The sequence below is a fragment of the Mastigocoleus testarum BC008 genome, assembly GCF_001456025.1.
Taxonomy (GTDB): domain Bacteria; phylum Cyanobacteriota; class Cyanobacteriia; order Cyanobacteriales; family Nostocaceae; genus Mastigocoleus; species Mastigocoleus testarum.
This window is the reverse complement of sequence record NZ_LMTZ01000032.1, coordinates 1-22,747: the sequence shown is the minus strand read 5'-3', so window position 1 is coordinate 22,747 and position 22,747 is coordinate 1. Positions and strand designations below refer to the sequence as shown.

At 35.5% G+C, this 22,747-nt stretch carries 18 protein-coding genes; 8 read left to right on the top strand and 10 right to left on the bottom strand.

Annotation, left to right across the window (positions count from 1 at the left end):
* The 4 genes from BC008_RS06675 to BC008_RS46155 form a co-directional block, all read right to left on the bottom strand.
* Complete coding sequence (locus BC008_RS06675) at positions 1 to 1,167, bottom strand: GNAT family N-acetyltransferase (RefSeq protein WP_027844882.1); 1,167 nt, start codon at positions 1,165 to 1,167, stop codon at positions 1 to 3.
* 227 nt (positions 1,168 to 1,394) lie between these two features.
* Complete coding sequence (locus BC008_RS06670; RefSeq protein ID WP_027844883.1) at positions 1,395 to 2,066, bottom strand: response regulator transcription factor; 672 nt, start codon at positions 2,064 to 2,066, stop codon at positions 1,395 to 1,397.
* Positions 2,067 to 2,428: 362 nt separating this feature from the next.
* Complete coding sequence (locus tag BC008_RS06665) at positions 2,429 to 3,847, bottom strand: sensor histidine kinase (protein ID WP_058183359.1); 1,419 nt, start codon at positions 3,845 to 3,847, stop codon at positions 2,429 to 2,431.
* 1,469 nt (positions 3,848 to 5,316) lie between these two features.
* Positions 5,317 to 5,478, bottom strand: coding sequence for a ribbon-helix-helix protein, CopG family (locus BC008_RS46155; protein ID WP_072207696.1), 162 nt, complete (start codon positions 5,476 to 5,478; stop codon positions 5,317 to 5,319).
* A gap of 121 nt (positions 5,479 to 5,599) precedes the next feature.
* On the opposite strand from BC008_RS46155, the gene BC008_RS52625 reads away from it, so the two are divergent.
* Positions 5,600 to 5,794 carry a plasmid partition protein ParG gene (locus tag BC008_RS52625; RefSeq protein WP_036266720.1) on the top strand — a complete coding sequence of 65 codons (195 nt, stop codon included), beginning with the start codon at positions 5,600 to 5,602 and terminating at the stop codon, positions 5,792 to 5,794.
* Between the two features lie 1,147 nt (positions 5,795 to 6,941).
* On the opposite strand, the gene BC008_RS06660 is transcribed toward BC008_RS52625, so the two are convergent.
* Together BC008_RS06660 and BC008_RS06655 are read right to left on the bottom strand one after the other, a co-directional pair.
* On the bottom strand, positions 6,942 to 7,286 hold the full coding sequence (locus BC008_RS06660; protein WP_058183358.1) for a hypothetical protein: 345 nt from the start codon (positions 7,284 to 7,286) through the stop codon (positions 6,942 to 6,944).
* A 405-nt stretch (positions 7,287 to 7,691) separates the two neighbouring features.
* Positions 7,692 to 7,928, bottom strand: coding sequence for a hypothetical protein (locus tag BC008_RS06655; protein ID WP_058183357.1), 237 nt, complete (start codon positions 7,926 to 7,928; stop codon positions 7,692 to 7,694).
* A 247-nt stretch (positions 7,929 to 8,175) separates the two neighbouring features.
* On the opposite strand from BC008_RS06655, the gene BC008_RS06650 reads away from it, so the two are divergent.
* Positions 8,176 to 9,645: a carotenoid oxygenase family protein gene (locus BC008_RS06650; RefSeq protein ID WP_027845968.1), complete on the top strand. Its 1,470-nt coding sequence runs from the start codon at positions 8,176 to 8,178 to the stop codon at positions 9,643 to 9,645.
* Between the two features lie 254 nt (positions 9,646 to 9,899).
* Here the strand turns inward: BC008_RS06650 and BC008_RS06645 are convergent, their stop codons facing one another.
* Positions 9,900 to 10,997 carry a hypothetical protein gene (locus BC008_RS06645; protein WP_027845969.1) on the bottom strand — a complete coding sequence of 366 codons (1,098 nt, stop codon included), beginning with the start codon at positions 10,995 to 10,997 and terminating at the stop codon, positions 9,900 to 9,902.
* Between the two features lie 794 nt (positions 10,998 to 11,791).
* Between BC008_RS06645 and BC008_RS50370 the strand changes: the two genes are divergently transcribed.
* The 3 genes from BC008_RS50370 (at position 11,792) to BC008_RS06630 (ending at position 14,492) form a co-directional block, all read left to right on the top strand.
* On the top strand, positions 11,792 to 11,929 hold the full coding sequence (locus tag BC008_RS50370; protein WP_058183356.1) for a hypothetical protein: 138 nt from the start codon (positions 11,792 to 11,794) through the stop codon (positions 11,927 to 11,929).
* A gap of 369 nt (positions 11,930 to 12,298) precedes the next feature.
* The gene (locus tag BC008_RS06635) at positions 12,299 to 12,745 is read left to right on the top strand and encodes a tellurite resistance TerB family protein (RefSeq protein ID WP_027845970.1); all 447 of its coding nucleotides are present in this window, start codon (positions 12,299 to 12,301) and stop codon (positions 12,743 to 12,745) included.
* A gap of 391 nt (positions 12,746 to 13,136) precedes the next feature.
* Positions 13,137 to 14,492, top strand: coding sequence for a UDP-N-acetylmuramoyl-tripeptide--D-alanyl-D-alanine ligase (locus BC008_RS06630; RefSeq protein WP_027845971.1), 1,356 nt, complete (start codon positions 13,137 to 13,139; stop codon positions 14,490 to 14,492).
* Here BC008_RS06630 and BC008_RS51190 read toward each other — a convergent pair.
* Both BC008_RS51190 and BC008_RS06620 read right to left on the bottom strand, forming a co-directional pair.
* Entirely contained in the window at positions 14,425 to 15,144 is a 720-nt protein-coding gene (locus tag BC008_RS51190) for a hypothetical protein (RefSeq protein WP_235595808.1), read from the bottom strand. The genes BC008_RS06630 and BC008_RS51190 overlap by 68 nt on opposite strands.
* Before the next feature lie 59 nt (positions 15,145 to 15,203).
* Complete coding sequence (locus BC008_RS06620; RefSeq protein ID WP_058183355.1) at positions 15,204 to 15,527, bottom strand: hypothetical protein; 324 nt, start codon at positions 15,525 to 15,527, stop codon at positions 15,204 to 15,206.
* Between the two features lie 168 nt (positions 15,528 to 15,695).
* On the opposite strand from BC008_RS06620, the gene BC008_RS06615 reads away from it, so the two are divergent.
* Entirely contained in the window at positions 15,696 to 16,679 is a 984-nt protein-coding gene (locus BC008_RS06615) for a putative 2-dehydropantoate 2-reductase (protein WP_027846053.1), read from the top strand.
* A gap of 127 nt (positions 16,680 to 16,806) precedes the next feature.
* On the opposite strand, the gene BC008_RS06610 is transcribed toward BC008_RS06615, so the two are convergent.
* On the bottom strand, positions 16,807 to 18,180 hold the full coding sequence (locus BC008_RS06610) for a serine hydrolase (RefSeq protein WP_027846054.1): 1,374 nt from the start codon (positions 18,178 to 18,180) through the stop codon (positions 16,807 to 16,809).
* A gap of 338 nt (positions 18,181 to 18,518) precedes the next feature.
* On the opposite strand from BC008_RS06610, the gene BC008_RS06605 reads away from it, so the two are divergent.
* Together BC008_RS06605 and BC008_RS06600 are read left to right on the top strand one after the other, a co-directional pair.
* Positions 18,519 to 19,571 (top strand): CHAT domain-containing protein, encoded by a 1,053-nt coding sequence (locus BC008_RS06605; RefSeq protein WP_036267962.1) that lies wholly within the window; start codon positions 18,519 to 18,521, stop codon positions 19,569 to 19,571.
* 107 nt (positions 19,572 to 19,678) lie between these two features.
* Positions 19,679 to 22,747: tetratricopeptide repeat protein (locus BC008_RS06600; protein WP_058183354.1), on the top strand; the 3,069-nt coding region annotated here is incomplete at its 3' end.

Below are 22,747 nucleotides of genomic sequence, written 5' to 3'. Positions count from 1 at the left end.
CTATGATTGGGAAAAACTAAATATTTTCCTACTCAGACTTAATAATTTATACTTACAAGAGCGTATAATCTGGTATGTAGATGTAGTCAAATATCCAAAAATAAATGGGATTGGTTTGTGAGAATATAATCTGAGATTATAGTATAGTCGTTTTTCCATTTTCCAATTGTCGTACCAGGAATGGTCTGTCATTAAATTAATTTCGTCAATATCTTCAGACTCACATGCTAATTTGACAGCTTCTTCTAAAAGCATACTCCCAGGTGAACATTTAGAATAAGCAGGATCGTAAGCTAATTTCCAAATTAGAATCAAACGTTTCAAACGAACTGCTAAGTTGATTGCAATTGTTTTACCTTCAGCTTCTAATATGTGCCATTCTAAGAAACCGGCATTTGACAATCTCTGGGTGAGACTTTGATAAAATGCAATGGCGGTTGGGCTGTCGATTATTGCTGTACCTGCATCTTTTTTCCAACTTTTAGCTTCCACCTCTATCAGCTGAGTTAAATATTCTGCTGTTGCTTTGTTCTCACTCAGAAAGCTAAACTTCACATCTGGTAACTTATGGAGTTTTTTGGAAGCTTTATTGAGGTTGCTTCTAAAATTACCGCTCAAGCTACCTCGATATTCGGCAAAGTTATCTCTAATTCTTAAAAAAGCTCCCACACTATCCAATTCTTCAGTTAGAGTAAATCCCGATAATTTTTCTAAAACACCAATAGTTGGGGAATTTTCTGGTAATCGGTCGAAGATTATTCCAACTTGGTAGGGAAAATATTCAATTGCAGCATCAATCAGAAATGGAATGACTATATTTTCCTCTCCCTGTTTTGTTAAAAGGTCAATTGAGCATGTTTGTGCAGATCTATGGGTACCTAATAAAGCAAATTTGAATCCAAGCAAACGACGCAATTTGATAACCAGTGGCATTACACCCACTAACTCATCTCCATCATAAGCAAATAAACATGCCCACGATTCATCATCTTCTAAATAATGTTCAAAATATGATGAAACCCAAGCAATTGATGACATTGGTAATTGTTGAGGTGCTTCAAAGGTTAGCTGATTCCACTTGTTTGCATGAAAATTGAGTTCCTCAAAGCTTTGTACTACTTTTATTTGTAATTGTTTTTTATTTAATTTTTTTTTGTAGGCGAGCATGATTATATATGCAGTTTTCTCACGTTCATACTTGCTATGAATGTAACATCTGCAATATTCGATATTAATATAATTTTCTAAACTTTTCTAAGCTTTTATGAATTATGTTGTGTGTTTCACAGGAGTTAGCAAAACTAACAAATATAACAGAGGCCCTACTCCAAAAATTGTTTTTCTGAGATTAGAGAGAGCCTCTAGTGTTTTACCTTTCACCAGGGATATAACTATTACTGAGCTTGAAAACGATAACCTATTCCCCTAACTGTCTCTATCATATTTTCTCCTAATTTTCGTCGTAAATAACCTACGTAAACATTAACAATGTTAGTCCCAGGGTCATAATCATAGCCCCAAATTCGAGCAAGAAGTTGTTCCCTGGTCATAACTTGTTTGGGGTGACGCATCAATACTTCCAATAGTAAGAATTCACGCGCAGAAAGTTCGATTGAGCGTTCCCCAACCCAAACTTGGCGGCTCAATAAATCTAACTTTGCACGTCCAACTGTCAAAATTGTGTCTTGTTTTGAGGATGGTACTTGTCGATTTCGGAGTTGTACGCGCATTCGCGCAAGTAATTCTTCAAAACGGAATGGCTTCGTCATATAATCATCAGCTCCTCCTTCCAGCCCGGCGATGGTATCATCCAAAGCATCTCGCGCCGTCAAAACAATTATTGGTAAACTTTCTCCTTGTCCTCGCAATTCAAATAGAACATCTAACCCATCTCGGTCGGGAAGTCCTAAATCTAAAATCAGTAAGTCAAAATTTTCATTTAAAGCCAACTCTGTGGCTTCTTGTCCTGTTCCAACAATTGCAGTTGTGAAACCGTGCTCTTTTAAGCCTGTTTCCAAAAAAGCGGTGATGCGGGGATTATCTTCAGCAATTAAAATCCGATTCATGAGATTTGGATTGTACAGTTTTAAGTTATTGGTAATGAGTAATAATTAGAGAAGAGTTAGTGTTTGAGATGTATGAGTAGGGGTGAGTTAAGCCACAATCGGGTTAGCAAAGTAAAGCGTAATATGCATGGTGACAGGCATTAAAGTTGGAAATTACTCATTAGTGTTGACATTATTCTTTCTGGTTTAAACTATTTAGCTCTCCTAATTACACTTGCGATCGGTATCCAGAGCATCTCACTATAGTTATGGGGTAATCTTGAATACCATAAAGAAGCGTGAATTTTAGCTATAAACCTATAGGACATTAACTCTATAGGTTACATATTTTCAAGATTAGTTATCAAAGCATTCAGTACTGGTTAACCATAACTTAGGACACTGGGGGCACTAAACGCTAAAGGAATTACAATCGTAAAACTCGAGCCATTACCAACATCACTTTCTAAATTTATAGAACCACCATGTGCTTGGACTATAGCTTGGACGATTGAAAGCCCTAAACCGGTTCCTTCAAACTGACAATCACGATTAGTCGCTCTCACAAAACGCTCGAATATACGTTTTCGGTCTTCTAATGCAATTCCTTCTCCATTATCCTTGACCCAAAAATACACACGAGAGTCACGTACGCAAGAACCAATAGTAATTTTGTCCCCATCTTTGGTATGCCTTACTGCATTTTCTACCAAATTCATTATTGCCTGAGTTAGGCGCTGACGGTCAACTACTATTGGACTTAATCCTTTAGATTCCAAACACCAATTCCGATTTGCTAAAGTTCTTGCTTTTAAATACACTTCCTCTGTAAACCAATCTAGCTCTTCTGGTTTGCACCTGAGAAAATCAAATCTTTCGGCTTTCGCTAATAGTAGTAAATCATTTACTAAACGACTCATGCGATCCAACTCATCCATCACCAAAGCAATGGTTTCATTTTGTTCTTGAGGTCGATAATTGAGGATCTCTAAGTGTCCTCCAATGACAGTAATTGGAGTTCTTAACTCGTGAGATACATCTTTAAGAAATCTTTGCTGACTATCAAAAGCAAACTGTAAACGATCCAACATTTCGTTAAATGTCACAGTTAATTCAGCAATCTCATCTACACCTTCTACCGCAATGCGCTGCGTCATATCTGACTCAGTAATACTTTGGGCAGTTTTCTTTAATAAGCGCAGCGGAGATAATAGACGCCCAGTACTGATCCAGGCTAGCAAGAAGAAAAATCCTAAAACAACTGTCATAACTTGCATTACCAAGAAAATAGCTCCCGTTCCTGCTTGGTAATCAGTGGTTGTGTCGTAGAGAGCAACAACTGTAGCATCTTGATTATCTATCCGAACTGGGTCTGCGGCGTAAATCACTCTCGATCTTCGGTTATATACCTTGTCACTTTTGATGTTTTCGAGATTTATCCATTTATCTTTTAAGCCGGGATGAGATGAAAATACATGCTCTGGTATTTCTGGCTTAGATTTATAAATCCGATCTTTAACTAGTGTGATGAAGTATTGATTGCGACTAGGAACATAACTGGACAAAAATTTGTCAAAAACTCCTTTAGTTTCTTGGTTCTGATATTTTTTTGCTAGTAGTTTAAATCTCTCTATCTCCTGCAACAGAGATGCTTCAGCTTTAACTTCAATACGATCCGAATATATTTGTCGCGTCAAATAGATAGAGCACAAAGTTGCTGAAACACTTAAAAGAAAATACCACAACAATATCCGGGATCGGATACCAGTTAAAAATCGCAGCCATGGGGGTATTGATCTCATTATCTTTTTATCTTGTGTCTAAGCGGGTATTTCTTGAATTTTGCAGTATCTGTAAAGCTTCACTACAACATTGTTGAGATTTCTGTCGGAACTTAAACTCAGTTTTCGGACTACATGTAAAATAACGAACATTAAACTGTTAATCCTAAATGATAAATCCCAAATGATGGAGTCGAAAAATTGGTGCTAAATCGAAAATTCAGACTTTCATCCAGTTCAAACAGTGTTGAAGTTTAAGGAAGTTGAATTTTTGGCAAAGATTATCTATACTTTATGAGGTTGACAAAATATGCACTTTTATATATTTCCCTTCCCAAAAACGGCTTTGCTTGATGGAAACACTCAGAAAGTATTGTTTGTAATTTCCTCCTTAGTTATTAGGGGCGGGTAAGTCCCTATTATCAATTGTTGTCAAATTACATAAATTTATAATAAAGATTAGATGAGAAAGTTCTTATAATTCCGGAAACGATAGAATTACTGCGAATCAGGGGATTTGGGAAAATAATTAATAAAAATCTTATGTAATTCGTTTCGGGAATATAGGAATCATATTTGATTTTTGAAAAACACGTAGGGTGCTGTTAGCGAAGCGTAACGCACCATCATGTCGGGCTTTGGTGCGTTACGACTTACGTCTAACACACCCTACAAATACTTAAATTTTTTCAATATTCAAACCGGATTCCTATATTAAGGTTCTTATTACTAAAGTAGCTTGCTTGTGAACTTTTTCTTGAGTTTATTTTATGATTGGGTTTATTTGCCGAAGCTAGTATTTTGATAAACTTATTTCAAAAAACACACCAAATAAAAGCTTTATAACCTACAATATATTTATAAGCAGAAGCTAAGATAAGCCTCCTTATTAAGCTAGAAAAGGTACTTTAAATTGCTGGGCTAAGTATTTAAAGTGGAGGTAAAAATTATGCAATATTGGATGGAAGATTTATTAATAACAGACAGCTTTACATATTTAATCATCAAAATAGGTGCACTACTTGTAGTTTTATTTCTTTGGATGATAGTAATGTCCCATCCTGCTTATTGAATATGTGTTATTTGAGCGGGTGATTCTGATGGAATCACCTGCGGAAGTTTTAGATATACCCCATAAATTTTACTTCTGTTGGTTTTTTGGTTCCTGCTGGTCTCAAAATATGCAAGAGAAAACACACCTTGAGATTATTCACAAATCTAAATAGGGAAACATTTCTCTTACTCTAGCAAACGAGGCTTTAGAAGTTTTACGCAACTGTAAAATTTGTAGTGCAGCTATGTTGGCGAATCGATTCGTAAGAAAGATAATTAATCAAAAGTTGCTGTTATCTGGATTGACTTTTTACAGCAGGAAGTGTAGCTCTATACCAACAGATAGACTTGATAGTTGAGCTTTATGAGGAAAATGGAGAACACCCTGTGGCTTTAACTTGGAAATCCTATGAATTTGTTTTTACACCGCACTGTCTCTAAAGTTTGTGAGGGACAACTATTGGCAAGGTGCGCACTAGTTCTCTAATAATATCGTTGGTCTGTCTCCCTGTTTTCTGACAGTATTTCTCTAATTTTTCTACTTCTTGCACGCTTAAGTTTATACTTAATTGCTTTACATCAGATTTTTTATTGAGCATACAGCAAACTACATTATTTTAACTACTCACTAATTTTATATCATTATGATCCTATATCATTATGACTATTAAAGTGTAAAATGGTATACATACATAAGTAATATGATATAAAGGGTTTTGGATGAAAATCCTTTACAGACCAATGTGTACAGCTAAAACACAGCCATTGAAAATTTACTTAGACAAAGAACAACATTTGCTATTAAAAATACTTTGTGCCCTTGAGCAGAGAAGTATGAATAGCGTGATAACTGAGTTAATTGCTGATTGGATCGAAGAAAAAAAGGAGGTTCATAAAAATATAATAAATATGTAAAAAGCTTCCATGATGCCGTGGGAGAGTTAATCTTAAATATCTTGGGTTTACTTGTTTGATTAAAAACAGATCTTGACTATCTTTAAATATTGCTTTTCGTTGGTTGTATATCAGTACTAATTTCTTACTAACGGCAGATTTATCAAGCAGTTTGTGGATACGAACTGCTTGAATTAGGAATTTAGGGACATTCCGTCACAGATGGCGTGGTGTCCATACAATATGATCTCGGATACCTCCGTTGACTGAATGAGTGCACAACGCACCAGTGGTCCAGTCTCTATGGCGGATGATCTACGGAACTCCTCCTTAAAAAAACTTTTATGACAGTTAGGGTGCGGAATGTGAATTCCTGTCTTTACTTTCTGAATCAGAAAGCCATAAGCATTTGTGTAGAACGAAATTTTCAATCAGTACTCAAGTTCCGCCTTGACCGGGAAATAAGTCAAGGTTCAGGATTCTAAAATTTTGGTCAACTCAAACTAATCTCACCCCAAAATAGAGATCGGTTCAAGGATCTACCTTATGAAGTTCAGAGCGGGTTTCTATAGAACCCATTTGAGATCTTTATTTCTAGTCAGCAGCTAGTTGTTGAGTATTAATCTAATAAAACAAAGCTTGAGCTTGGCATTATTGGCACGAGGGCGTTGCTAAATAGAATAGATTAGACATCTCCGAAAACAACCAAATTCTTACTATTACTAACTTTTAAATAGCGACCGCCGAAATAAAACAAGGGTATTACCCTGATGTAAAGCGAATTTGTTTGAAAATATACCCAAATGGTATGGGCTTTAGAGGGGAATGGCACCAAGGAAACCTGAAAGGCTTGCTAGAAGGGAGGTATGGGGATAGGAGTAGAGAGGGGAGAAGGGGAGTTTAATTAATGGGGATTGTTGCACTAAGCTAAATAACACGCTTTCCACACCTCCCACACTCCCCATCAGTTCAAGGCTTGAGTCTTAACTTCGTACAATTTGGCTTTAGAGAGATTGAACGTGTTACCCCGAATTCACTATACAGCAATTATGAATTGGAAGTCCCTTTAGGTTAAATTGCAAGTCATTGCTGCAGTCCGAAAATTTAGCACCACAGCTACGGAAGAACCGTTTTATCTGCTACAAATCTTTTTGTCGGATTTATTTGATTAAATAAAACCTACACCTTTACCACGTTTATCATCTTCCATTGTAAGTTTTCCGTCTTCTTCATTGTTATTTATATCAGCCAATTCTTTAGCTCTCTCAACAGCTTGTGCTTCTTCCTTGGCTCTAAGATCCCCACGTTCTTCGTAATACATTTCTGGTTCAACCGCATAATTATTTGCTAAACCTTCATTGTCTACTGTAAAGCCAGCTTCTTCTGCTTGTTGCTTATACCCTTCCCCTTCACGCTCTATCCGCGCAGCAGTTTCGCCAGGTATAAGATTGCGATCGTATCCGTCTCTTTCTGCTCTTTGTTTACTATCAACTGCTTTCTTATGATCAGCCATAAATATTTATCCTAAATCTGCTTAACATTTATTATTCAAGTAGTCTATTCACACTCCCCAGACTCAAATCACCGAAATTCTCGGTTTTGCTAAGGTTGTAGTGAAAAATACCTGTTGTATTATTTCAGCATCAACCACACTATTAATTTAAAAATGAAATGTGAGATAATTGTGAGCTTTTCGTTAATTTTTTTACTTTAAAAAATCTTCCGATTTTTTAGAAGTGTTGATTTACTAAAAAATTAGGCATTGCATATTTGCGGGACGATAACCAAATTTGTCTAAGCTGAAACTACTGATAAATAAGGGGAATTTTTTTGGATATATTTAAGTCATGCCATATTAATGCAACGCCAATAATTGTGTTTAAACTCTGCAGAGTTCTTGGCAAGATTCCATAATCACTCAAGGAGTATTATAACTAACTGGTATTGGTTCCCCTGCAGATATAATCACTGGAAAGTGATGAACATTAGGTCGATGCATTGCTTGTAAGCCCAAACGAGCTCGATTAGGCATATCTGCTTCTGCTGTTATAACCACACCAGCGCTGTCCAATATGCAGTGATTGAAGTTAAGTCCATTCAGCTTAAATGCCATCATACTTACAATAGCAGCATACCAGATACCCAAAGTTCTCATCTTGGAGCCAAAGTTTTGAATATCCTACATTTCTTGTTGTAAGAGAATAATGTGATAAAGTTGTGAGGCGATACTTTAAGACAACAGTTAAAATAATTAATTTGGTCTGACGTGTTGATAATAGCCGTTAGTTAGCCTTCATCAAACAAACAAATTGTAAAAGGCTTAGAAATCTTAATACCTTAGTTATTCCGTTTCATAGAGCACAAGTTTTAATATTTTTATAGCCCAACTCAATAAAATTAAGATGCAGGCCATTAACAAAAACTCATCAAAAGCAGCCTGGACCAAAGCAATTGCTCAACCGGGTGAAGAATTTCCCCTCACCCCGTTAAAAATTTTATCTGGTCACGGTCAAATCCCTGTAGGATTGTGTGGAACCCTGTATCGTAATGGCCCAGGTCGTTTAGAACGTGGTGGAATTCACGTAGGGCACTGGTTTGATGGCGACGGTGCCATTCTTGCTGTATATTTTAATCTTCCCGGTCAAAAGGGGGGTGCTAGCGCTATTTACCGTTATGTTGAAACTGCTGGTTATAAAGCAGAAACAAAAGCAGGTAAATTACTTTATAGCAACTATGGAATGAAAGCACCAGGGCCATTTTGGAATCAATGGCTCAGACCTGTGAAAAATTCTGCAAATACTTCAGTGCTTGCACTTCAAGATAAACTTTTGGCACTTTGGGAAGGTGCCGAACCCTATGCTTTAGATTTAAAAAATCTTGCAACTTTGGGTAAAGATAATTTGGGTGGATTAAGCGATGAAATGTCTTATTCTGCTCATCCTAAGATTGACGCTGCAACGGGCGAAATTTTTAATTTTGGTATTACACCCGGTAGAAAAACAATCTTAAATATCTACAGAAGCGATTCTAGTGGAAAAATTCTGCAAAAAGCAAAGCATCAACTTGAGGGTATACCTTTGGTGCATGATTTTGTGTTAGCAGGTGAATATCTGGTATTTTTTATACCTCCAGTTAGATTGCATTTCAAGTCTGTATTAATGGGTTCTAGCTGTTTCAGCAATGCACTGAAGTGGGAACCTGAATTGGGAACACAAATTTTAGTATTAGATCGTCATAGTTTACAAATTGTCAGTCGTAGTGAAACTGAATCTTGGTTTCAATGGCATTTTGCCAACGGTTTTGTAGATCCTGAGAATAATTTAATTGTAGATATGGCTTGCTATGAGGATTTTCAAACCAACCAATTTCTCAAGGAAGTTGCAACAGGTGAAACTCACACTGTTGCTGAAAGTAGACTGACACGAGTTACATTAAACCCTACCACAGGGAAAGTTATAAATACCGAACGGATATTAGATCGTCATTGTGAATTTCCGATTGTTCCCCCATCTCGTGTTGGCAAAGAATCTCGCTATACTTACTTTTCTATTGCTCGACAAGGCACAGATATCGGTCGAGAATTATTGAATGGAATTGCTCGGTTGAATCATGACACTAACACTATTACTGAAGCAGTATTTCCCGACAATCATTATCCATCGGAACCAATTTACGTTTCCGATCAAAGAAATCCACTTCAGGCTTGGATTTTAACTGTAGTTTACAATGCAGATGAAAAGCATGGACCTAACGGTCGTAGTGAGGTTTGGGTTTTTGATGCTGCTCGTTTGAACATAGAACCTGTTTGTAAATTAGAACTACCCAAGGTGATTCCCCCAGGATTTCACGGAACTTGGAAACAGGAAGATTAGCAACAATTTTCAATCGCAGAATTTAGGAGTAAGGAGATAGAAGAAAGGATTCAAACCAGTTGAAAAGTGTTTCAGTTGTACCTTACTTACTTGCAATCCCTTATAAAAATAGTACTTGGGATTGGGATGATAAAATTAGTTAGTTCTATGCCTCCATCTCATTAGCAAACTCAAGTAGGGGATTTGCGATCGCACAAATGAACTAATCGCCCACGATCAATCCAAATCCCCTGTAGTTTGATCCCGAAGAAATCTTAAACAACAAATGCGTCTACTTGAGCGGTACCAATATTAAATCCACTACTAAATGCATCTACACTAAATACGTCATTAAGAGCTGTTGCAGCTTGCTCTGAAAGATTCACGTTGACGTCAGTTAAATCTAAATTAGTAAATATTCCTTTTGTTTTGGTGCCCACATTCTCCAGTTCTAAATCAAATAATGGAATGCGAGTTACCAAACTATCATTTGCAATTACTGTTCCTGTCAAAACAGGTTCACTATCGACATTATTAATAACGAAGTCTGTTAAATTAACTTCTGTATCTCCAGTGGTAAAAGTCAAACCACCCTTGTGGAAAATTTCTACTTCTGTGTTATCCAGATCGGTTGCTCCACCAGTAATTAAGAAATCAGCAACTCCATTACAAATATGAGTCCCGCCAAACCCTGTCGCCTGAACGTTCAAATCTCCCAATGCATTTACTAGAGAGTCACTTAACTCAACATAAGTTCTACCTGCAGGAAGTACGTCTTGGGTTTGAGATGCTTCTGAAAATAGTAAGCTATCGTCAATAAAATCTATAATAGGTAATCTACCATCGCTAATATTACCGTTACTGGGGTCGAAAAGTGCATCCACTTTAGCAGTACCGATATTGAAGTCAGGAACAAAAGCCGTAACTCCAAAAGCCTCATTGAGAACATTAGCTGCAACATCTGTAAGAGTAACATTGACATTGTCAATATCTAGGTTGCTACCACCCCGATCTTCAGAGGTTCCAATACTACCAATTTCTAAATTAAATAATGGAGCGCGAGTAATAATATCCCCGTTAACTGAGACTAATCCAGTTAATACTGTCCCATCTTCCAAATTGCTAATCACAAAGTCCGTGAGGTTGACTTCTGTGTCTCCCGCTCTAAAACTCAATCCTCCACTGTGAGAAACTTCAACTCTAGTACTATCTAGATCCGTAGCACCTCCAATAATAGGGAAAATTGCCACACCGTCCGTAATTTGAGTGTTACCAAATCCACCAGCGTGCACATTCAAGGAACTCAAAGCATTCACCAACTCAGTACTTAATACTACTGAAGTTTGACCGTTGGGATTTGCTGAATAAGTCATTTGTAGAACCCCAAAATATTTATAGATATTGTTGATAGACTGATTTTTTGCTATAACTACCTAAATTAAGTTAGGTGAAATATTTTGTCAAGTTGTAACAGTAATTGATTTTCCGTCACGTCGCTGAGACTCCAAAATATAGAGTATTTTTGAAAACTTGACTATCTGTCAATTGTTTTCGCTTGTTGTTGTGAGATATACTCTGTCCTTGAAGCGTTTAAAGACCGCACCATCACTTGCAATCATTAAGAAATATTAATAGCATGAACTTAGATGTATTTTTCTTTCTTATTTACTTAATCAGAAAAACTAGCAAAAGAATATTTCTATTTTTATGATTATTGCTTAAATATAAAATTTATTTGAAATAATACTTGTTTTAAAAAAATATACTCTAAGTAAACCAATTGTAAGTAGTAATAACTAAATAAAGTTATAATATTTTATTCTAAACAAATTTGAAACTCTTTAATGAAAGAGGTTATGCCGATTAAATATAATCAAATAATTAAAATATGTTTTTTGGTGATTTTTGTGCTAAAAATACTGTTTATTGCCTCTTGTATTACGTGAAGCAATACTAAAATAATATCTTTTAATGATATTTTTTCATTTATTGGTTAACAAAATCTTTGAAAAAAAGCTTAATCTTTAACAAGAAAAAATAATTAAGGCTGCGTAAAACAGCTAAAGTTTTGTTAAGATGCAAATGTAGGTGATGCGTCACCAGTTTAGCGGAATCAGTTCTGATGATTTAGAAGAAGTAAGTGTAAACAGCGAAGGAGTAAATAATTATGGATAACTATATTTTCTTTGAAGAAGGCTTGTGGATGCTAGTTTATGCTTTCTTGTTATCCTCAGTTGGACTCATTGCAGTTTCTGGAATTGGTTTAGCAGTAATCGAAAGTATTGAAAGAACAAATAATCGATAATATTAATTAGAATAATAATACTGGTACAGGTCAGCAGAAATAAAGCAACTATTTATAAAGTCTAGAAGCTAGATAATATAATACTTTTGACTTATATCCTACGGACACGCCATCCTATGGACACGCGCTTTGGCTCCGCCGACGCCGCAGACTTTAGTTGCGCTACCTACGGTTCGGATCCGCTAATGACTTCCGCACAGTGGTACTAGATAGTTTTCTTCTTGCTACTAATGGTTGGTGTTCGCTCCTGAAAAAAGCTGGGAATAATAGATATTGAGACTCAAGGGAGTAAGCAAACTCCATATCTAGAAAAAATTGAGTTTCGAAAACACCAATACTGCAAAACTCTAGAGCAAGGAGAAAACCGACATGAGTTTATCTGAAAATTTATTGAGCACGCAGGCTAGGAGACAAGAAGTCTTCACTACAACGGAAGCTTTCACTGCCATTATTTTAGCAGCTACGGCTTCAGACGGTTATATTTCTCAACAACGAGCCGATGATATTTCCTCTGCCTTATTGCGAATAAAGCTTTTTAGTGGTTATTCCGGTGAAACTGTAGCTCAGATGTTGGATAAACTATTAGGTCTTTTGAGACGAGATGGATTCAACGTTTTGTTCAACACTGCTAAGGAGTCATTACCGCAAAACCTAAGAGAGACATCCTTTGCTGTAGCTACAGATTTGGTCTTGTCTGACAGCGTTGTAAGCGAAGAAGAGAGAAGTTTTTTAAACGATCTGCATCAAGCTTTAAATATAGACACTACTACAGCAACAAAAATTGTCGAGATCATGACAATTAAGAATCAAGGATAGAACAAGATTTTTATATAATAAGGACTTTACAAAATCGCAATAGTGGGTTCTCGTAAATTGGACCGTACGCTTAGTAACCGTGGGAAGACAAAAAATTAGAGGATAGTACTTTCTACTTATTCTTCTTATCCTCAAGCAAAATTTAATAAATTTAATCTATTGTTTGTATAAACTAAACTTGCCAAAGGAGTTATGCTTCTTTGGCATTATTTTGTACAAACTTTTTAACTTACTTTAAACAATGCCCTATAGCATTGTTAAATGCTTTGCTTTATATTTTCCTTTATAAAATTATAGGATTTAAACACTTTTTGTTTTCTCTTTAAGCCAGAGTGGTTTTTTCACCACAATTTTGGCGCGTCATTACCATTAAATCCAAAAAGTATTCATTATGCTTTGTTCTACCACACTATCTCAATTAGCTGAAGTATTAAAAGCTAAGCAAATTAACTTACCGGGGAATATTCTATCTCAAAAAATTACTGGTATTCAAACAGATAGCCGCATACTTAAGCCAGGGGAAGTATTTGTTGCTTTTCGAGGAGAAAAATTTGATGGACATGAATTTATTCCAGGAGTTTTTGCTAAAGGTGCTTTAGCTGCAATAGTCGACGAGAAATATCAAAATCAAGAGTTTCCCGAACTGCAAGTTAAAAATACCCTTGTTGCTTACCAAAAAATTGCTCGATGGTGGCGCGATCGCTTTGATGTTCCAGTTATTGGCGTAACAGGTTCTGTGGGAAAGACCACAACTAAGGAGCTGATAGCAGCAGTTTTATCAACCCAAGGCAGTGTTCTTAAGACCTACGCTAACTACAATAACGAAATAGGCGTACCAAAAACCCTGCTGGGACTAACACCGCAGCATCAGTACGCTGTAATTGAAATGGCAATGCGAGGTCAGGGACAAATTGCTGAACTGACCCAAATTGCTCGCCCAAATATTGGTGTAATTACCAATGTGGGTACAGCACATATCGAACTATTAGGTTCGGAAGCTGCTATTGCTAATGCGAAATGCGAACTGCTTGCACAAATGCCTACTGACGGTGTTGCAATCCTCAACCATGATAACCCCCTATTACTAGAAACTGCAGCTAAGGTCTGGCAAGGTAAATGTATCACCTTTGGCTTATTTGGCGGTGACATCCAAGGACAGATGATTGACAATTATACTGTGGAGGTTGATGGGATGAGATTACCTTTACCTTTACCGGGACGTCACAACGCCAGCAATTTTATGGCTGCTCTTGCTGTTGCTCAGGTTTTAGGGATTGATTGGTCAATTTTAAAATCTGGGGTAACAGTAGATATGCCGGGTGGGCGATCGCAGCGATTTGAATTACCCAATGATGTAGTCATCCTAGACGAAACTTACAATGCCGCACCAGAAGCAATGACAGCAGCATTAAACTTACTAGCAGAAACTCCAGGTAAGCGTAAAATTGCTGTTTTAGGAGCAATGAAGGAACTGGGAGAACGTTCCTTATCTCTACATCAGAGAGTCGGAGAAACAGTCAGAAATTTAAAATTAGATGCTCTAATGGTTTTGATTGACTGTAACGATGCAGAAGCCATTGCAATGAACGCTGAAGGTATTCTAACGGAATGCTTTTCGAGCCATGAAGATTTAATTAGTCGCTTAAAGAAATTTGTTGAACCAGGTGACAGGTTACTATTTAAAGCTGCCCATTCTGTAGGTTTAGATCGGGTTGCTGACGGGCTTCGTAAAGAGATGGCTGGTTAGTTACTTGTTGTTGGTAATTGGTAATTGGTAATTGGTAATTGGTAATTGGTAATTGGTAATTGGTAATTGGTAATTGGTAATTGGTAATTGGTAATTGGTAATTGGTAATTGGTAATTGGTAATTGGTAATTGGTAATTGGTAATTGGTAATTGGTAATTGGTAATTGGTAATTGGTAATTGGTAATTGGTAATTGGTAATTGGTAATTGGTAATTGGTAATTGGTAATTGGTAATTGGTAATTGGTAATTGGTAATTGGTAATTGGTAATTGGTAATTGGTAATTGGTAATTGGTAATTGGTAATTGGTAATTGGTAATTGGTAATTGGTAATTGGTAATTGGTAATTGGTAATTGGTAATTGGTAATTGGTAATTGGTAATTGGTAATTGGTAATTGGTAATTGGTAATTGGTAATTGGTAATTGGTAATTGGTAATTGGTAATTGGTAATTGGTAATTGGTAATTGGTAATTGGTAATTGGTAATTGGTAATTGGTAATTGGTAATTGGTAATTGGTAATTGGTAATTGGTAATTGGTAATTGGTAATTGGTAATTGGTAATTGGTAATTGGTAATTGGTAATTGGTAATTGGTAATTGGTAATTGGTAATTGGTAATTGGTAACTGGTAATCGGTGATTTCTTACTCATCACTCATTACTTATTACTTATTACTCGTTACTTATTACTTATTACTCGTTACTCAGTAACTAGGAATCCGGCAAAGGAGAATGACTTTTGGAAAACAAAATTGCTCCTAAATTGCAGATCCAACAAGTAACAGCTAGCCACATCAAAATAAAAGTTGGAAGCATTACTACACCAACCATAAACCAGGTATAGACATGAAATACCATCACTAGAGCCCAGAAGCTAGCAAAAGCTGCAGATTGCCACACTTGAGCAGAGGAACGACGGAGTGCTGAGAGACCTATTGTCAGTGAAGTAGACAGCAAGTTAGCTGGCACTAAAAATGAACAAATTCCAATGCAGTTGTTACGAGAAAATTCAGCTATCGTGTTTAAATCAAACATCAATCCTGTTGATTTATTTATCTAATTATAAATTATTGTATCTCTCTCTTAAAAGAATTTAAATTCTCCAAATTCTTATCTATTTTACCTCCTAAGCACAATTCAATACTTAATGGCCTATACCCGGTTAAAATATCTTTGAGTTCTGCTGCTTTAAATTTTTTTAATGTGACCAAAAATCTTACATATGCCATTCTGGGAACTGGCGCTTTAGGAGGATTCTATGGTGCTAAGTTGCAACAAGCAGGGTTGGAAGTTCATTTTCTAGTTCGTAGCGATTACGAAAGTGTCCGGCGTAATGGTTTATTTGTGGAGTCTGTTGATGGAGATTTTCGATTAAATCGGGTAAATGCTTACTGTGATGTAAGAAATATGCCTGCTTGTGATGTTGCGATCGTGGCATTAAAAACAACACAAAATCATCTTCTTCCGGACATCTTACTGCCCATACTCAAGGAAAATAGTACGGTCTTGGTGTTGCAAAATGGACTTGGGATTGAAGAAGAAGTTGCAGCAATCATTGATCGTTATAAAGTTAGCGGACATAAAATCGGTGAAACTAAAATAATAGGTGGATTATGTTTTTTATGTTCCAATAAGGTCGGAGATGGACATATTCGCCACTTAGCTTACGGAAAAATTAATTTAGGAGAGCATAAAAATAATTCCCAACATGGCGGTATCGCAGATGAAATGCAAATAATTGCAAATGACTTTGAAAGTGCTGGAATTCCGATTGAATTATCATCCGATTTACTTCTTGCTCGTTGGAAGAAGTTGGTTTGGAATATCCCCTACAACGGATTGTCAGTTGTTTTAGATGCAACTACAGAGGAATTGATGACGAATCCTAATAGCTTGGAATTAGTGAAAGAGTTAATGCATGAAGTGTTAAGAGGAGCAAAAAGCGTAGAATGTGATATTCCCTTGGAGTTTATTGAGACGATGTTGGAGCATACCCGAAATATGCATCCTTACCGTACCAGCATGAAGATAGACTATGACGAAAAGCGCCCTTTAGAATTAACAGCAATTTTTTCGAATGCTTTACAAGCAGCATTTTCTCGTGGAGTTAATTTACCAAAAATTAGATGCTTGTATCAGCAACTACAGTTTTTGGATCTGAGAAATAGAACCAATGCAGTCAAATAAAATATCCAAATTTATGCGGTTGTTTGAGTTCGAATATCTCTATTGTGAATATGAATAATTCAAAAGATATAGAATTCCAAAGATATAGAGTTTTCACTCATTCTGAAGTATGAAAGTTTCTAGGATGCTAACCAATTTTATTTAGTATCATATCTCTTCCATTTTGATGAAAGATTAATTGGGAAGCTTTACCCTGATTATCAGTCACGAAAGTAAGTTGAGCATCTACGATCTTACGAAAAAATTTAGTTGGAGATTCAGGAAAAATTTCAATAACTGGTCCTCCAACCCATTGAATAAAGATGCGTTGAGATTCAGTAGTAACCGTTAAGGTAATATCATTAACTTCAGACTGCGATCCGGAAGGCTCAAATTTATATTGTCCTACATAATTTTCGTAAATAGCAGGATCAAGGTTGATCGCTTCTCGTTTTTTTGGTAATTCATAGGATTCACCCAATATAATCGCAGTTAAATCTCGTCCAATCTTTTCCACTGGGGATGTGACAAGATTACTTAAAACCACAATTGTGATTTGTTCGTTGGGAAACCGAGAAAAATGACTGCTGAAGCCATCAATACCTCCATTGTGTGAAATACGATGGCGATCGTATATGGTGTCGAGCAACCATCCATAACCGTAATGCACTTGTTCATTGTCATCCTCAATAACCTTGATTTGAGGGGAAAACATTGCGTCTCTAGATAATTTGTTCAGTACTATATCGGTATTGAGCGAACAGTCCCATTTATAGAGGTCTTCAACTGTGGAATACAGCGCACCCGCACCAGATGGTAATGACATATCTATAAGTTGGGCGTTTTTATATTCTTCTCCCATAGAAACATAACCAGAAGCACGATTCTGCAATATGGTTTCGTAGCGATCATAACCGGAATCGATCATTCCTAATGGAGTGAAAATATATTCTTGCAAGTAATCTGCATAGGATTTATTGGAGACAGTTTCAATGATTTTTGTTAAAACAACATAGCCAGAATTACTATATTTAAACACTTCACCTGGCTGGAAATCTAAAGGATGATGGCTAAAATAAGCAATTAACTCATCCAACTCCATTTTGATTGTTTTCTTGGACTCAAAATCGTCAAAATTAGTGTAGTTAGGAATACCTGAGGTATGAGTTAGGAGTTGATGAATGGTAATTTTTCCCCCATTGGGATAGTCAGGTATGTAAGTTGCGACCGAATTATTTACATCAAGTAAGTTTTGTTCTTGAAGCTTGAGAATTGCTGCTGCAGTAAACTGCTTAGTAACAGAACCGATACGAAATTTTGTTAGAGGTGCATTGGGGATACTATGTTCCAAATTCGCCATTCCATATCCCTTACTCAATAATATTTCCCCTCCATAAGCAACAAGCACAGAACCGATAAAGTAGCCAGTTTCTAGATGTGCTTGTAAATAAACTTCCATCTCTTTTGTGAGATAGTTCATGTTTAGTGTGTCAGATTCGCTGAGATTTTTGGGCTTAACCATGGGACTACCTTTTCTTTTGGCTATTTGTTTAGTATATAAGTGCAATCCAAAGGAAATCTTTAGACTAGTTGAAAATGTCGTAAGTTACTGGGTAAAATGCATATGTTGACTTGATTTAGCTCTATTAAAAATAGGACTTACAAAAATAGGACCGACGTAAATAAACCTGGTTTCTACAAGAATTCTTCTGTTTGAACAGTAAAAATCTATCAAAAGATCTGCTTTTTGGCTTCGTGTACGTAAGTTCTGAAAAAAACATAGAAAAGTTGAAAGCTAACCGGAATCTTCAGTGCAGCTACTGTTTCTATATTTAAACCTCATATAAAAGCAGCTAATATATGAAAAAAATCCTAATCTTTTCAGCAAATCCAAAGAACACAGAAAAACTACGTTTGGATGAAGAAGTACGAGAAATTCAGAAAGCACTGAAACAATCTCAAAATCGAGAACAGTTTCAAATTTTTACTTTCCTAGCAGTGCGAGTTGAAGACCTGCGTCGTTCTTTATTGGAACATCAACCAACTATCGTTCATTTTTCGGGACATGGTTCTGGTGCTGAAGGTTTAGCTTTGGAAAATAATTCCGGGGAAATGCAACTATTAAGTACAGAATCTTTAGGAAGGTTATTTGGGTTGTTTCAGAGCCAAATAGAGTGTGTTTTACTGAATGCTTGTTATTCACAAGAGCAAGCAGAGGTAATTCACCAACATATTGATTATGTAGTGGGGATGAATCAGGCTATTGGGGATGTCGCAGCGATTGAGTTTGCTATTGGATTTTATGATGCGCTGTTTGCTGGGAGATCCTATGAAGAATGTTTTGTAGTTGGTCGTGCTTCTATTGACTTACAGGGTATTCCAGAATATTCAACCCCACAGCTTAAAGCAAGAAAGCGATATTCTTCCAATCTTGAAGACAATATAAAAGAAGATAAAAAATCAGAACTTGAAAAGAAATCGCCTCAGACTATGACACAAGAAAAACCTTCACAATCGATTGTTTTTAATTGTGGTAGTTATTCAGGACAAATAGGACAAGCTGGAGGTGACTTAAATCAAAATCAGTACAATAATCAAGCTGGTGTGGAGAAACAATTATCTGTCACAGAGGTTGTTGAATTAATAGAACAAATTGAATTTTTATTTAGTAATTCAGATTTACCTGAACAGCAAAAGAAAAAAGCCCTGAAACATATAGATTATGCAAAAGATGCAGTTCAAGAAGAACAAGCAGACAAAAATACTGCTACAAAAAGCTTACAAAAAGCCACTAAAGTTCTCGAAGAAGTCAATGAAACTTTGGGTGTAGGTCAAGGTGTTTGGGAAAAATTAGAACTAATTACTAAACCATTAGCTTCTTGGTTAGGAGTCGCAGTAAAAAGTTTTATTTAACTTTTGCGTAAAACAATTGTGTAAATTGTGTAATACAAATTAATAATCATCAATAATTTTCTGCTTAAAATAAATAAAAGCTAAGTAATAGTTTATTTAACGAACATATGAACCAACAACCAAATTCTCATCAAAATTTCGATAGTAATGATTCCTCATTCAAAGAAGCACAACTTGGTCAAGCTGGAGGTAATCTTAACCAAGTTCAAAACATTAACACATATAGTGTTCTCAACTTAGCTGGGTTATTACGTCCTAGGCAAGTATATATTTCAAGTCAGCAAGATTATAATTCGCGGAAAATCTTACTTAGTAAAGTAAAAAAATATTGGATAAAAGATGTATTAGAAAATTCATTACACAGTAAAGCTCTAATTGAGATTGGTTTAGAAGAGCGTTTAGATGCTGTGAAGCGCCCATCCGAAACTGCTCAAGAAAACCTTAGCGATTTAAGGCAATCATTACCTCAAGATCAAAATAATATTGATGTATTTAGGGAAATGGATCGAGGGCGAACCTTACTAATTTTAGGGGAGCCTGGAGCAGGTAAAACTACATTTTTGTTAAGGATCGCAAAAAGTTTAATTGCTGATACTGAAGAAAATTTAAGTTTACCAATTCCAGTTATTTTTAACTTATCTTCTTGGGCTAATAAACGACAAAATATTGCTCAATGGCTAGTTCAAGAACTAAATAATAATTATAAAGTATCTAAGTCTCTTGCTAAACACTGGCTTCAAAATCAACAGCTATTGCTGATGCTGGATGGTTTAGATGAAGTCAAAGCAGAACATCGAGTTGCTTGTGTTAAAGCATTAAATGAATTCATGCAGAACTATGGAGAAACTGAGATAGTTGTTTGTAGTCGCGTAAAAGATTATGAATCTCTTTCCAACCGTTTAGCAATACAAAGAGGAGTTTGCATTCAATCGCTTACAACTGAGCAGATTAACGATTATTTAGATAAAGCAGGAACTCAACTGCAAGCGATAAAAAGCTTATTAGAAACAGATACAGCACTACAAGAACTAGTTAAGTCACCACTAATCCTTAGTATTATAACTTTTGCTTATAGAAATGTTACAATTGAAGATTTACCAAAAGTTGATTCAATAGAAGAACATCGTCAACACCTGTTCAATAATTATATTCGACGAATGCTTCAGCGACGCTCTATTAGTGGGATTAAGAAAATTTATCCTGATAATAAGGCTAAGCATTGGCTGAGTTGGCTGGCTTATCAAATGTCCCAAGACTCTCAAACAATATTTTCTATTGAAAATATGCAGCCTAAATGGTTGAAAAATAATTGGCAAAAATTAATATACCGCTTTGGAATTATAGTATTTTCTTCTTTAATTATAGGTGGAATTCTGAGTTCTTTGATTTTTGCTATCTATATATTAGACTCCAAAAATTCTAGTATACAAAAAGTAGTAAATAATTCATTGATAGGATTATTTGTGGGGCTATGTGTCGGTTTATTTAGTGTAATAAATGGATGGTTTGTCAACAATGACAAGATAATTTTGCCTACCGAGAATAGGAGATTATCTAGAATCAAAATAGTTAAAGGACTTATTAATGGAATAAAAACAGGATTTTTTTGGGGTTTTGTTATTGGGACAAGTATTACGATTTATTTTGTACTTTTTGAATTTAATTTTAGTTGGTCATTAAAAGAAAATAGTATTTTTGACAATAAGTTTGTTGGATTATTTATATCTTTAGCATCTGGCATTATACTTACATTTATTTTTAAAACAGCCAAACAAATTTTTAATGATTCTAATATTAAATCTATAATTAGTTCGTATGATAAATTAAAGCTTTATTTTAAACAAGTCTTGTCGTGGGGAATATATACAGGCTTTTCCATATGGCTCATCAGTTTGATTATTCCTAGCAAATTAATAGTTCTTATAATTAAAATTATAGATATTAGTTTTTACCCAATCTCTATTTGTTCGTTATTTTTTTCTTTATCTTTTGGTGTAGTCTGGGCATTTTTAGGTAGTAGAGATTCAGTTGAGATTCAAAAAAATATAGTATCTGTTAATCCTCTAAAGCAAGTTTTTATTAATACTATCTTCAGTTGTGGGATAGGTTTTATATTAGGAGTATCTATAGGAGGAGCATGTATCATATTTAATCGCTATTTCGGTTTTTTCGGTTTTCTTTCAGAATATTTTAAAAGTTCTGGTAACAATATTGAATTTATTTTTATATGTGGATGTCTATTAAGTCTTTGTGGATTAACTAAATCTTTCACCTGTATTCAACATTTGAGTTTGCGCTTTATTCTTTATAGATACAACTATATTACCTGGAACTATACTCACTTTCTAGAGTATGCAACTGAGCGGATTTTTTTACAGAAAGTAGGTGGTAGTTATATTTTTGTACATCGCTTGATACTAGAACATTTTGCTGCACTTTATCAAGCACCTCAATCATCTTTAAGCACTAGCTCAAATTTATCTGTAACTAGAAAACGTAAAGTTTTTTCATTATTCTTCATTGGTATAACTATTTTAACAACTTTATTGGGCTATGTATTCAGAAAAGACTTAGAAAAATATACCAGAACTTTAGAAGACCCTAGCAGAAGCATAAATCATTATAGTAAGGAAATTCAGAATAATCCTAAGAATGCTGAAAATTACAACAATCGTGGTAATGCTTACTACAACAAAAAAGAATATGACAAAGCAATTGCTGATTATAGCCAAGCGATTAAATTAAACCCTAAAGGTGCAGTTTATTACCATAATCGCGGCAATGCTTACAACAATAAAAAAGAATATGACAAAGCAATTGCTGATTTTAACAAAGGGATTGAACTAGACCCGAAAAATCCACTTTATTACAAAAATCGTGGTGACACTTACAACAATAAAAAAGAATATGACAAAGCAATTGCTGATTTTAACAAAGGGATTGAACTAGACCCGAAAAATCCACTTCATTACAACAATCGTGGTAGTGCTTACCACAATAAAAAAGAATATGACAAAGCAATTGCTGATTTTAACCAAGCGATTAAATTAAACCCTAAAGATGCAGTTTATTACCATAATCGTGGTAGTGCTTACAACAATAAAAAAGAATATGACAAAGCAATTGCTGATTTTAACCAAGCGATTGAATTAGACCCGAAAAATCCACTTTATTAC

Coding starts and splice junctions, on each gene's coding strand:
- BC008_RS06675 (WP_027844882.1), bottom strand. CDS start 1,167: ATGCTCGCCTACAAAAAAAAATTAAATAAAAAACAATTACAAATAAAA.
- BC008_RS06670 (WP_027844883.1), bottom strand. CDS start 2,066: ATGAATCGGATTTTAATTGCTGAAGATAATCCCCGCATCACCGCTTTT.
- BC008_RS06665 (WP_058183359.1), bottom strand. CDS start 3,847: ATGAGATCAATACCCCCATGGCTGCGATTTTTAACTGGTATCCGATCC.
- BC008_RS46155 (WP_072207696.1), bottom strand. CDS start 5,478: ATGCTCAATAAAAAATCTGATGTAAAGCAATTAAGTATAAACTTAAGC.
- BC008_RS52625 (WP_036266720.1), top strand. CDS start 5,600: ATGAAAATCCTTTACAGACCAATGTGTACAGCTAAAACACAGCCATTG.
- BC008_RS06660 (WP_058183358.1), bottom strand. CDS start 7,286: ATGGCTGATCATAAGAAAGCAGTTGATAGTAAACAAAGAGCAGAAAGA.
- BC008_RS06655 (WP_058183357.1), bottom strand. CDS start 7,928: ATGAGAACTTTGGGTATCTGGTATGCTGCTATTGTAAGTATGATGGCA.
- BC008_RS06650 (WP_027845968.1), top strand. CDS start 8,176: ATGCAGGCCATTAACAAAAACTCATCAAAAGCAGCCTGGACCAAAGCA.
- BC008_RS06645 (WP_027845969.1), bottom strand. CDS start 10,997: ATGACTTATTCAGCAAATCCCAACGGTCAAACTTCAGTAGTATTAAGT.
- BC008_RS50370 (WP_058183356.1), top strand. CDS start 11,792: ATGGATAACTATATTTTCTTTGAAGAAGGCTTGTGGATGCTAGTTTAT.
- BC008_RS06635 (WP_027845970.1), top strand. CDS start 12,299: ATGAGTTTATCTGAAAATTTATTGAGCACGCAGGCTAGGAGACAAGAA.
- BC008_RS06630 (WP_027845971.1), top strand. CDS start 13,137: ATGCTTTGTTCTACCACACTATCTCAATTAGCTGAAGTATTAAAAGCT.
- BC008_RS51190 (WP_235595808.1), bottom strand. CDS start 15,144: ATGAGTAAGAAATCACCGATTACCAGTTACCAATTACCAATTACCAAT.
- BC008_RS06620 (WP_058183355.1), bottom strand. CDS start 15,527: ATGTTTGATTTAAACACGATAGCTGAATTTTCTCGTAACAACTGCATT.
- BC008_RS06610 (WP_027846054.1), bottom strand. CDS start 18,180: ATGGTTAAGCCCAAAAATCTCAGCGAATCTGACACACTAAACATGAAC.
- BC008_RS06605 (WP_036267962.1), top strand. CDS start 18,519: ATGAAAAAAATCCTAATCTTTTCAGCAAATCCAAAGAACACAGAAAAA.